Raw genomic sequence first — 11,883 nt, 5'->3', positions numbered from 1 at the left:
GTAAAAATAAACTTACAACATTAAAACAGCATTAAAACTTTTAGGTATATTTCGAGCATATATTAAGCAAATTTAAAGGCATAAAAAGAGATAATTTTCTTTATTTTAATAAATATTTAGTGCAACTATCTAAATTAAGGTTTTATTATGCTATCAGATAACTTATCTAGATTCTTTTTTGAGAGATATGAACTTACAAATTCACAAAAATGATATCCAACAAAAGGTCTTTAAACTTCTTAAAATAGATGAAAACGAACAAAGAGAGAAATTTGGATTTTTACTTGATGCGCTGATATTTAAAAAAAGGAGAAAAATGGGTTTCGTTCCGCATTCTCAAAAATACAAATGTCTAAAATATGGCATGAGAAAAATACAGCTAGCGGGCTGCACTGACTTGCTTCGCAGCTGCCCAAAGTGCGGCTCAGTAATGCCGCCAATCAAAATGAGCTGGATAGATAAGGTGCTAAGATTTTAGAATTCCCTAGGGAATTCTAGAGAATTCTAGAATTTGTTACTTTAAAATAAAAATTAACTTAAATTTTACATTTAGTTAAAAAATTTATTGACTTTTATGGGGGGGGGTGATAGTAGAATATGGCGTTTTTTGTAAATAACATAAAAAATACTAATAAGGAGAAAAAAATGGCAAAAATTTGTCCAAAATGTAAAGCTAGCTGCAAAAATGCAACAGCTGTTTTTTGTGAGTATTGCGGTGGCGTATTAAATGACGCTGATTTTCAAAACAAAGACATTTTAGGCGAATACTCTAAAAAAATAAAGGTACTTGTAGATAGCTTTGAGGTAGATAGAAAAAAATATCATAGCCCTATACCAGAATTAAACGAAGTTTATGAAAAGGCAAATAAACTACATAGCTTTTTGCTAGCGTATAAAGAGAGCTTTGATAGCGAAAATAAGCAAATAGATAATTTTATCAAAAAAACAGCTAATTATCTAAAACAAGATTCTAACTTTGAAGTAGCGTTCGTAGGCACAGTAAAAGCTGGCAAATCTACTCTAATAAATGCTATGCTAAAACACGAATACGCCTCATCGTCAGTTACGCCAGAGACTAGTGTGCTTACAAAGTTTAAATATGGCGAAGTAAATAGTCTAAAAATCACTTTTTACAGTAAAGATGAGTGGGATGAGCTATGGCAAAGTGCGAACAAAAATAAGCAAAAATCAGGTGCTTTTTTAAATGAATTTGCTGAACTTGGGGCTGAGGGACAAATATCAAAATATGTAGGCAAAGAGCCTATAATTGAAGATCTCTCAAAAGAAAATCTTAAAAAATATACAGGTTCAACTGATGCTGTGCATTATTTTGTAAAAGAAGCAGAGGTTAGTTTTAGCGGGTTTCCATTTAAAAATCTAGTTTTTGTAGATACTCCAGGGCTAGATGATGCGGTGGATTTTCGCTCGAATGTAACAAGAGAGTATATAAGTAGAGCAAATGTAGTTTTGATGTGTATAAAAGTAGATCCTATACACAACTCAGAGCTAACTACTATTTATCAAGCATTTGATAACACTGGTGGTCGCCCAGAAAAAGTATTTTTGATAGGCACGCAGCTAGATATAAGAAACGAACCACTAAAAGCATGGGAGGAGCTAAAAAATGACTGGAAGAAAAATATAGTATCAAAAGAAGAAGTAGATACTACAAAATTCACACGCAAACAAGGTGAATCAAACATCATCGGTGTAGCTGCGTATGTATCGCTACTATGTGATATGAAAAAGCGTGGGGAAGAGTTGAGTAGACCGCAAATCAAAGTTTTAGAAAAGATTTGTTATGAGCTATTTGATACTCATGCTATAGATGAAAAATTTGATGAAATCTATAAATTTGCTAATGTAGATGGCGTGTATAAAAGCATAGAGAAATTTACAGCTACTGCAAAGCAAGAAATAATAAACGATGCTAAGTTGAAATTCCAAGGTCTTTTTACTGAAGTGAAAAAATATTTTCAGGATTTAAACAAAGATGCCAAAGATACTTATCAAAAGGGTCAAGGTAGCGTAGATGAGATAATAAGCAAAATAAAAGAAGAAGAAAAAGCCCTAGGAAAACTAGAACAAACAAGACAAGAGCTAAAAGCGAAAATAGATGAATTTCAAGGGCAAGTAAATAACGCTGTCAAAGAAATAAATGACGCTATTGACGGTGTTATAAACTCTATTAAGGAGTAGGCTATGGGATTTTGGGACTTTTGTGGTGCATTATTGGATATAGGCAAAACAGTTGTTGAAGGTGTTGTTGAAGTTGGTAAAACCATATATAATGAAGGTAAAAAATTACTTGGTTTTGGCGACGAAGTAGCCCAGAGCGTAAGCGAAAAAGGCTCATATAAAAAAGAGGAAGCCCATGTAGAAGAAACAGTAGATATCAATGATGAGCTAGGTAAGTTTAAAAAGAAAGCTTCTAAGCAAAGCAGAGAAATCGAAGGCGAAATAACTGAAATTTGTCAAAGTGCTTTTGACAATCTAGCTAGTGGGCTTTATGAGCTAAATCAAATGAAAATAGGTGGTAGACAATTATCTATAAATGCTGATCTTTTAAGGTCTGAGAGCAGAAGGCTTATAAGCGATATAAAAGGCAGTATAGAATCAGAAATCATGCCAAGCATAAGCATAGATAATGATGATTGCCTTGAAATCCTAGAAATGGATAAGGGTAAAAAGAAGAAAAACCTCATGAAAGCTTTCATAAATAAAAATCTTCTAAAAGCACTTACTAAGCTACAAACTAATCTAAAAAATGGTTTAGATAATGCTCATAGTAATATTTCTGAAACGCTTGATAATAAATTTGAGCAAATAGAAATAATGACTAAGCAAAAAATAGAAACTTTAGAAATTCTAAAATCAAATGATGATGTGCTAAAAAGACAAGAAACACAAGCGGGCATAGCACAACAAATCTGTGTTAGCAATATGATGCTAGAAAAACTAAAAACACTATAAAAGGAAAATAAAATGGCTTTTATAACAGCAGCTGCAGCAAAAACTTTGGCTCAGGTAATACCATTTGTAGTTGAAGGAATAGCGGCTTTGGCTACACTTTTTAAAAGTTCTAAAAAAGAAGAGCAAGCTATTGCAAACGAGAAGTCTTTTGACAAAAGCCAAGCAAATGTTGAAGATATAGAAAAGATAAACACGCTTTTAGGCACTCTAAAAAATGCTATCACAGCTGATGCAAATAGGCTAGAAGACCAATTAAGATTGCTTAACGGTGATTTTAATAATAAAATTGCCGACATGCTACACGATATGGATGTGAATTCTAGAAACTTTGAGCAAATAAACTTCAAAAATGAAAGAAGAATAAAAAATATTTTTGCTAGTGAAATCAGCTCAAAATTATCCCTTGGGAATTCTAGATGCTTAGAAATACTTCATATGAGTGCTGGAGAGTCAAAAGAAAATGCTATAACTGAATTTAAAAATAAAATTCTAACAAACGCACTTTCTACTATAAAAGACGAAGTATGCGAAAATCTACAAGGTGGTCTTGATATGATGAATAGTACTCTAAAAAATAAGCTAGAACTAGAAGATATGCGCATAAGCTCTAATGTCAAAAATCTAAAACTACTAGCAAATAGCACAGATATAGCACAAAAAGAAGAGGTAAACGCAAAATTACAAAGCTCAATTTGTGCTACTGATATAATGCTAGATAAGCTAGATGAGATTAAATAAATCAGAGGTAAGAAATGGGTTGGTTTTCAGAAGTGTCAACAAAAAAGTCAGTAGAAATGTCAGTAGCAGTAACAATAGCAATAGAATCATCAAGAAGGACTTTAAGGGCTGTAAGAACTTTCTTTGGTTATAGAATTCCTATTAAATTTGACTTAGCGAACAAACAATTTGATAACTATATAAGAATAAGCGATATAACTAACACTAAGCCAGGCAAAAAAATACACAAACGAAAGCCAGTAGTAAGCCAAAACGGCGTGTGGTTTTTTAGAAGCAGTGGGCATTTTAACTACTATACTGGGAGCTTTAATGAGGCATGCGATAAGCTCTCAGTATGCGTGCTAAAAGATGAAGTGCTAAGAGAAATAGCTTTTAGAGACTTGGATGTTTTTATAGAAAAAGACTTTGCAGAGGCTTATCTAAACAAAAGAACATCCGAGTGTCCTTTTAATATGCAAGATTTAGAAATTGCTTTGATAAAGGAATTTTTAAATTATTTAAAAACTGAGTATGAAAAAATAGTTTTTGAGCCAGTAGCAAGCGAGAAAATCATGCTAGAAAACGTAGAAAAAGAGATAGAGGGTAAAATTCAAAATATAAAAGAAATGATTAAAAAATTGCAAAATAGTGATTTTTTTTATAAAAGAGTAAGTAAAATTCTAGATTAAAGGTAAAAGATGTACTCATTTTTTGAAGTTTTAGAGTTGTATTTGAGTGGTGCTGATGTGCGTTTATCCAAAAATAATAGATATTCTAATGAATTCATGCAAAAAAGCAATGTGCTTTTTGATTGTATAAAGAAAAATAAAATGTTTAGAGAAGCAGCGCATACAATCATTAAAAATTTTAAAAACGAAATCGGATGGCAATTTTTTGATAGTGTCAAAAGCAATCTTTCAGACCCAAATCACAAAAAAATGTTTCGAGATATAGAGAAAATCTTAATAAAATACGCTTTAACATTAATAAAAAAAGAGCGTGCTAATTACTACTTTAATCAAACAGAAAAGAAACTATATAAAGAAAAAAATAAACTAGAAAAAATAGAAACACAAATGAAAAGAAAAATAAATCATATAGAAAAACTAAAATCAAATTTATGTGATAGTGATTTTTGCAGAAAAAAAATAGATAAAATTTTAGGCTAAGAATATGTGATTTTTTTAGTTTTAAACTTTTTGAGTTTTGTATGCTTGTGACATTATCTGTCGCAAAGCTTTATTGGAATTCTGTCAAAAAGGAGCAAAGATGTTAGCTGTTTTTGGTGGGATTTTGTTTATTGCTCTTGGGGTTTTAGAGCTTGGTTGGATCTTACTAGGTTTGCTATTTTATTTGGCTTTTTTGTTGCGCTCGGAGTTGCTAGTTTTGCACTTTTGATTAACTCACTAAATTCATACCCTTCTAATGATATACTTTGAGCCACATGAGACTCAAATATCACATCAATTGAGCGACTTTTTATAATCTTTATAATCTTTAATAACGCATTTTTTTGCTCTATTGGATCTCTAGTTGTAATTGCTATAGTATTTAAATTTTTATGAATTTTAGACATAACTCTCCCCCAAAATTCAAATTCTACACAAAAAAATATAATATAAAGTATAATAATAAAATGAAATTTAACTTTACCCGCTCACTAGTCAAAATTTCTAATAAAAGTTTTATAAAATTTAATGTATAATTGCCACTTTTTACAAACGAAAGGATTAATATGCGGAGTCATTACTGCACCGACTTAGACGCACAAGATATCGGTAAAAGCGTCAGTCTATGTGGTTGGGCAAATTCATACCGAGACCACGGCGGCGTTATATTTATAGATCTTCGTGATAGAAGTGGAATTATCCAGCTTGTATGCGATCCAGCAGACAGCAAATCAGCACACGAAATAGCATCAAAAGTTAGAGATGAATATGTCCTAAGAGCCAAAGGTAAGATAAGAGCTAGAGGTGAGGGACTAGTAAATCCAAAGCTAAAAACCGGCGAGATTGAAGTCATAATAGATGAGCTAATCATTGAAAATGAGAGCGCTCCACTACCTTTTGTAATCGGCGATAATAGCGTTGGTGAAGATATCAGGCTTAAATATCGCTTTTTAGATTTAAGAAATGAAGATAGCCTAAGCAAATTTCAACTTCGCTCAAAAGCTAGCATAGCGTGTAGAAATGCCCTTGATAGACTAGGATTTTTAGAGGTTGAAACCCCTATGCTAACTCGTGCTACACCTGAGGGCGCAAGGGATTATCTAGTGCCTAGCCGTGTTCATCCTGGCGAATTCTACGCCCTACCACAAAGCCCACAGCTCTTTAAACAGCTATTAATGTGTGCTGGATTTGATAAATATTTTCAAATCGCAAGGTGCTTTAGAGATGAAGATTTAAGAGCTGATCGCCAACCTGAATTCACTCAAATCGATGTTGAAATGAGCTTTTGTGATCAAGAAGATGTGATAAAAGTTGGCGAAGAGGTGTTAAAAGATATATTTGCAGCTTGCGGGCATAATATCCAAATTCCATTTAAAAGAATGAGTTATAAAGATGCTATGGAGCTTTATGGTAGTGATAAACCTGATCTTAGATTTGATCTAGCTATGGTCGATGTAATCGATATCTTCGCTAAATCAAATAATCAAATTTTTAGCACTCCAGCACAAGATCCAAAGAAAAATAGAGCCAAAGCTATAAAAGTCCCAAATGGAGATAATATATTTAGCAAACGCCAAATGCAAAGATTTGAAGAATTTGTCCGTAAATTTGGCGCTAAAGGCTTAGCATTTATCCAAATAAAAGATCCAAAAGATACAGCCGGACAAGATAACTGCGTAAATTTTGATGGACTTAGCCTAAAAGGGCCACTAGTTAAGTTTTTTGATCCAAGCGATCTAAAAGAGCTAGTTTCTAGAATAGAACTTAAAATCGGTGATGTCGTATTTTTCGGTATTGGAGAGAAAAAAACTGTGCTTGATTATATGGGGCGATTTAGAATTTTCTTAGCTAATGAGCTTGGTATAATAGATCAAAAATCATTAGAGTTTTTATGGGTTGTAGATTTCCCTATGTTTGAGCAAAATGATGATGGTAGCTACTCAGCTATGCACCATCCATTCACAATGCCTAATAACCCAGATGAGCCAAATTTAGAAGATATCACAAGTATCGCTTATGATGTTGTCTTAAATGGTGTTGAGCTTGGCGGTGGAAGCATTAGAATTCACAAAAATGATATCCAACAAAAGGTCTTTAAACTTCTTAAAATAGATGAAAACGAACAAAGAGAGAAATTTGGATTTTTACTTGATGCGCTTAGTTTTGGTGCGCCTCCGCATGGTGGATTTGCTATAGGCTTAGATAGGCTTATTATGCTAGTTACAAACTCATCAAGCATAAGAGATGTTATAGCATTCCCTAAAACTCAAAAAGCCTCATGTCTAATGACTCAAGCCCCAAGTAGCGTAGATACTCATCAGTTAAGAGATTTAGGATTAAGATTAAGAGAAAAGGAAAAATAATGAAAAAGCTATTTTTAATAATAGGCGCCCCAGGCAGCGGAAAGACTACAGACGCTAGCATAATAGCTAAAAACGACTCTAAATTTAGCCACTACTCAACAGGCGATCTATTAAGAGCTGAAGTAGCTAGTGGTAGCGATCTTGGTCGCTTGATAGATAGCTTCATCTCTAAAGGCAATCTAGTTCCATTAGATGTAGTTGTAAATACCATAGTTAGTGCTATCAAATCCAGCCCTACAGAGTATATTTTAATAGATGGCTATCCACGAAGTGTAGAGCAAATGTTAGAGCTTGATAAGGTCTTATCAAATACAAATGATGTTAAACTAAGCGGCGTTATAGAAGTAGATGTAAGCGAACAAGTCGCAAGAGAGAGAGTATTAGGCAGAGCTAGGGGCGCTGATGATAATGATGAAGTCTTTAATAATAGAATGAAAGTCTATCTAGCCCCACTTAAAGAGATTAGAGATTTTTATAGTAGCAAATCACTACTTCGCAATATCAATGGCGAACGAACCATCGAAGAGATCGTAAGCGATATGGCAAATTTATTAAATACTATGATAAAGGAGTAAATTATGGATATAAGCAAAATCAAAGCTGGCAGTAATCCAGATAAACTAAACGCAGTAATCGAGATCCCATATGGATCAAATATCAAATACGAAATAGACAAAGATAGCGGTGCTGTCGTAGTAGATCGCGTGCTATACTCAGCTATGTTTTATCCAGCTAATTATGGATTTATCCCATCAACTCTAGCTGATGATGGCGATCCAGCTGATGTTTTAGTCTTAAACGAATACCCACTTCAAGCCGGTAGCGTGATACCTTGTCGCTTAATAGGCGTTTTGGTAATGGAAGATGAGAGCGGTATGGATGAAAAGCTCTTAGCAGTCCCAGTAACCAAAATCGACCCTAGATATGATGGTATCAAAAGTATAGATGACCTACCAAAAGCCACACTTGATAAGATCAAAAATTTCTTTGAAACATATAAAATGCTTGAACCAAATAAATGGGTAAAAGTCAAAGGTTTTGAAGACGCTAAAAAAGCTCAAGATATCTTAGACAAAGCTATCAAAGCTTACAAATAACCTTAATGTGGCAAAATCTTGCCACATTAATTAAATTAAATTATCAACTAAAGGATTAAAATGATAATCTGCGAAGAGTCCTATCCAGAGATTTTAGATATTATCGCCTCCAAGCTCACAACTGCTGATATAGAGCTTTTATTAGTTGATAGCGATGCTATGCATCAAATAAATTTAAAAGAGCGCAAAATAGATAAAACAACAGATGTTTTAAGCTTTCCGCTCCACTATATCCCACACTTTCCAATCGGCTCAATAGTTATAAATACAGACCTAGCAATGACTAAAGCCAATGAACTAGGACACACAATAGATGAAGAGATAGCTCTACTTTTTACTCATGGATTACTTCATATTCTTGGATATGACCATGAAAACGATGATGGACAGATGAGAAGAAAAGAAATTGAAATCTTAAATGAGCTAAATTTACCAGATAGCCTAATAGTAAGAACATTAGATGAGTAGTAGGGACTAGCCCTACTATCTTTTAGAATCTACCATTTAGTGATAGATAGTATCTTCTACCTTCATCTACTCTATCATATGTATTTACATATGCATCTTTACCTTTGTTTTTATAAGTTTCAAATCCATCTGTAAAATCTTTATCAAATAGATTATATACTCCAGCATTTAGACTCCAATTTTTATTTATCTCATATGAAGCACCTAAAGAGGCTAAAAATACATTTTGATAATACTCTCTATTTATATTATCATTCCCCATATATCTATCTATCTGCCACTCACCTTTTATCCATGGAGTAATTTTTTTAGTTATTGAGTAGTCAGCTTTAGCTACTATATTATGTTTTAGGGTTCCCTCTTCTGGTTTGCCTATGCTATCTTTAGTAGCGCTATCTTTAATCTCAGTATCTAAATATGTATAGGATAAATTTAAATTCATATCACTAATAGGTCTAAGTCCGGCGCTAACTTCTACACCCATATACTGCACTTCACCATGATTTATAGCTTGAGAGCATGAGCTACCTCCAGTAGCACTTGCGTTACAATTTCCTATATTAGGTATAGCTTCGCCTTGATTGTATGATGTGCTTGAAATTTTATCTTTAAAATCAGTGATAAATCCAGTTACAGCCATATCAAATATATCATCACTATAGCCCATGCCTAGCTCATAGTTTATCGATGTCTCCTCTTTTAGATCTGGATTACCGTATGTTGGGGTTTTGCCTTGACCGCTATAGTTATACTCTCCAGCTATTAGCTTATTTGCTGTAGGAGCTTTAAAGCCTGTTGATACACCACCTTTAAATGTGAAGTTATCATTTAGATTATAGACTAGATACACTCTTGGAGAGATATTATTACCAAATGTCTCATGGTAGTTATATCTAGCACCTAGTGTTAATCTTAAATTTTCTAATATCGAATACTCATCTTCAGCAAATGCCGCTATAGCATACTGGCTAAATCTGCTTGGACTAGCTATCTTATCTTGCATTTTTTCTAGTTTATACTCAGCCCCAACGCTTAATATATTACTTTGACCAATTGGAATCACAGCCTTAGTATCAGCTATATAATCTTGAGCTAAGATATCTCTATTTTGTCCTTTATATGGATTTTGTGCTACAACTAATCTACTATCATTAGTTACGCGGTTATACTGAATACCTGAATTTATAGTAAATCCATCATACACACCCTCATGCGTTAGATAGGTTACTAACTTTTCTACATCCATAGTTGGTTCATAGCCGCCTTTTGCTCCTACTGTACCAAGCTGCCCCTCTCTATTATCATAGTGATTTCTAGCATAATCTATATCAAATGTAAATGTATTTGCATCATCATGCATATAGTTTAATCTTGTGCCTATATTATAGTTATTAGCCTTTGTTGGGCTTTCACCTTGACTTCTATCTAATTCTTTACCATGTTCATTTCTATATATTACATTTGATTGCTCTCTATAGCTTTGTGCATATCTAAATGTAGCGCCTAGTTTATTCTCTATTAATGGACCATCAGCATAGATATTAAATCCATATAAATTTCCCCACTGATTATCCTCATTTATTAAGGTATTTAATCCAAATGAAGCGCCCCACTCATCGCTAACCTTTTTAGTGATGATATTTACCACGCCACCTAATGCCTCTGAGCCATATAGGGTACTCATAGGACCTTTTATAACCTCTATTCTTTCAATACTAGAAAGTGGCGGCAAAAATGCGTTCATCACCTCACCAAATCCATTTGGTCCTATATCTCCACTAATACCTTGACGTCTTCCATCGACTAAGATTAGTACATATCCATTACCTAAACCGCGTATAGATATATTATTCGCACCAGTTTTGCCAGGTGCTGATATATCAACTCCTGGTATATCAGATATAGCCTCAGCTACATCTCTATATGGCTTTCTTTCTAAATCCTTTTTGGTAATGACATTCATTGTTGCTGGAGCTTCTTTAATCTCTTGAGAGAATCCCGAAGCCGTAACAACCACCTCATCTAATGCATATTTATCGCTGGCTAGAGCGCAATTTGATATATATGCGATTGCAGCTACAGAAAGTAAATATTTTTTATTCATAAATTCACCTTTAAAAAATTAATAGTGAAATTATATGATAATAATTATTAAAATAGATTTAAAAGCAAGCCAAATTTAACTAAATTTAAATATCAAATAAATCAAAATATTATCTAAGTTATTATTTAAAATTCGATTCAAAAGCCTAAAAATAGATACTTTTGATTATAATTTAATAGATGAATTTAATAATATATCAAGTTTAGCTAATGTATAATTACAAATTATCCGTCTAAATTTCAAATTATAAGGGGAGCTTATGAGTAAGCAAATCGAAGGGTTTCTTGGTATAAGCGAGGATCGCAAGAAGAGTAGAATTCCTGCAAAACTCGATCTTATTCAAAGTGGAACTGGGCTATTCCTAGGACTATTTATGTGGGCACATATGCTGTTTGTATCTACCATACTATTTGGTGAAGATGTCTATAACCAAGTTGTGCATATTTTAGAGCTTAGATTTATGTATGATAGCCCAAATATGAGCTATGTTACTAGCTTTTTGGCAGCCTGTGTGCTTGTAATCTTTTTTGTCCATGCTGCGCTTGGTATGAGAAAAATGCCTATCAATTTTAGACAATGGCAAATTTATCGTGCTCACGCCACTCGTATGAAACACGAAGATACAACACTTTGGTGGATTCAGGCTTGTACTGGGTTTATTATGTTTTTCCTTGGGTCAGCACACCTAATCATCATCATCACAAATTCAGATCAAATCGCCCTACTAGCTGATGGCACACTTGGTTCAGCTGAGCGTGTTTATAGCCATTTTATGTGGTTATTTTATCTAGTATTGCTTTTTGCTGTTGAACTTCACGGAAGTATCGGTCTATACAGACTATGCGTGAAATGGGGATGGTTTGAGGGCAAAGATGCCAAAGCAACTCGTAAAAATCTAAAAAAAGCTAAATGGATTTTAAGCGTATTCTTTATAGCTCTTGGACTATTAAGCCTTGGGGCATTTCTTAAAATCGCTATGAACTAGGAGTATA

At 33.5% G+C, this 11,883-nt stretch carries 11 protein-coding genes and 2 pseudogenes; 11 read left to right on the top strand and 2 right to left on the bottom strand.

Features of this window, described 5'->3' with window-relative positions; all coding sequences use genetic code 11:
- Positions 1-190 precede the first annotated feature (190 nt).
- The 6 genes and pseudogenes from CIGNP109_RS08830 to CIGNP109_RS00775 form a co-directional block, all read left to right on the top strand.
- Positions 191-301: pseudogene (locus CIGNP109_RS08830) on the top strand (hypothetical protein); the annotation flags it as partial.
- Positions 302-645: 344 nt separating this feature from the next.
- A complete protein-coding gene (locus CIGNP109_RS00795) occupies positions 646-2,199 on the top strand; it encodes a dynamin family protein (protein WP_180379994.1) in 1,554 nt (517 codons plus the stop codon).
- A 3-nt stretch (positions 2,200-2,202) separates the two neighbouring features.
- Positions 2,203-2,973: a hypothetical protein gene (locus CIGNP109_RS00790; RefSeq protein WP_086227833.1), complete on the top strand. Its 771-nt coding sequence runs from the start codon at positions 2,203-2,205 to the stop codon at positions 2,971-2,973.
- A gap of 12 nt (positions 2,974-2,985) precedes the next feature.
- Positions 2,986-3,711 carry a hypothetical protein gene (locus CIGNP109_RS00785; protein ID WP_086227832.1) on the top strand — a complete coding sequence of 242 codons (726 nt, stop codon included), beginning with the start codon at positions 2,986-2,988 and terminating at the stop codon, positions 3,709-3,711.
- Positions 3,712-3,725: 14 nt separating this feature from the next.
- Positions 3,726-4,379 (top strand): hypothetical protein, encoded by a 654-nt coding sequence (locus CIGNP109_RS00780; RefSeq protein ID WP_086227831.1) that lies wholly within the window; start codon positions 3,726-3,728, stop codon positions 4,377-4,379.
- 9 nt (positions 4,380-4,388) lie between these two features.
- Positions 4,389-4,859 (top strand): hypothetical protein, encoded by a 471-nt coding sequence (locus CIGNP109_RS00775; RefSeq protein ID WP_086226451.1) that lies wholly within the window; start codon positions 4,389-4,391, stop codon positions 4,857-4,859.
- A 128-nt stretch (positions 4,860-4,987) separates the two neighbouring features.
- On the opposite strand, the gene CIGNP109_RS00770 is transcribed toward CIGNP109_RS00775, so the two are convergent.
- The gene (locus CIGNP109_RS00770; RefSeq protein WP_086227830.1) at positions 4,988-5,266 is read right to left on the bottom strand and encodes a hypothetical protein; all 279 of its coding nucleotides are present in this window, start codon (positions 5,264-5,266) and stop codon (positions 4,988-4,990) included.
- A gap of 159 nt (positions 5,267-5,425) precedes the next feature.
- Here CIGNP109_RS00770 and aspS point away from each other — a divergent pair, with 159 nt between their 5' ends.
- From aspS to ybeY, 4 genes are read left to right on the top strand one after another with little or no spacing between them, the layout of a single operon-like run.
- Entirely contained in the window at positions 5,426-7,222 is a 1,797-nt protein-coding gene (gene aspS / locus CIGNP109_RS00765) for an aspartate--tRNA ligase (RefSeq protein WP_086227829.1), read from the top strand.
- Positions 7,222-7,797, top strand: coding sequence for an adenylate kinase (locus CIGNP109_RS00760; protein ID WP_086224167.1), 576 nt, complete (start codon positions 7,222-7,224; stop codon positions 7,795-7,797). The genes aspS and CIGNP109_RS00760 overlap by 1 nt, the downstream gene beginning before the upstream one ends.
- Before the next feature lie 3 nt (positions 7,798-7,800).
- Positions 7,801-8,319 (top strand): inorganic diphosphatase, encoded by a 519-nt coding sequence (ppa, locus tag CIGNP109_RS00755; protein ID WP_086227828.1) that lies wholly within the window; start codon positions 7,801-7,803, stop codon positions 8,317-8,319.
- Between the two features lie 60 nt (positions 8,320-8,379).
- Positions 8,380-8,787, top strand: coding sequence for an rRNA maturation RNase YbeY (ybeY, locus tag CIGNP109_RS00750; RefSeq protein ID WP_086227827.1), 408 nt, complete (start codon positions 8,380-8,382; stop codon positions 8,785-8,787).
- A gap of 22 nt (positions 8,788-8,809) precedes the next feature.
- On the opposite strand, the gene CIGNP109_RS00745 is transcribed toward ybeY, so the two are convergent.
- Positions 8,810-10,891, bottom strand: coding sequence for a TonB-dependent receptor domain-containing protein (locus CIGNP109_RS00745; RefSeq protein WP_086227826.1), 2,082 nt, complete (start codon positions 10,889-10,891; stop codon positions 8,810-8,812).
- Positions 10,892-11,150: 259 nt separating this feature from the next.
- Here CIGNP109_RS00745 and CIGNP109_RS00740 point away from each other — a divergent pair.
- Positions 11,151-11,864 (top strand): annotated as a pseudogene (locus tag CIGNP109_RS00740) (fumarate reductase cytochrome b subunit); the annotation flags it as partial.
- Positions 11,865-11,883: the final 19 nt, after the last annotated feature.

It is taken from the genome of Campylobacter sp. P0109 (assembly GCF_002138755.1).
Lineage (GTDB): Bacteria > Campylobacterota > Campylobacteria > Campylobacterales > Campylobacteraceae > Campylobacter > Campylobacter devanensis.
This window is presented reverse-complemented; position numbering and strand designations above follow the sequence as displayed.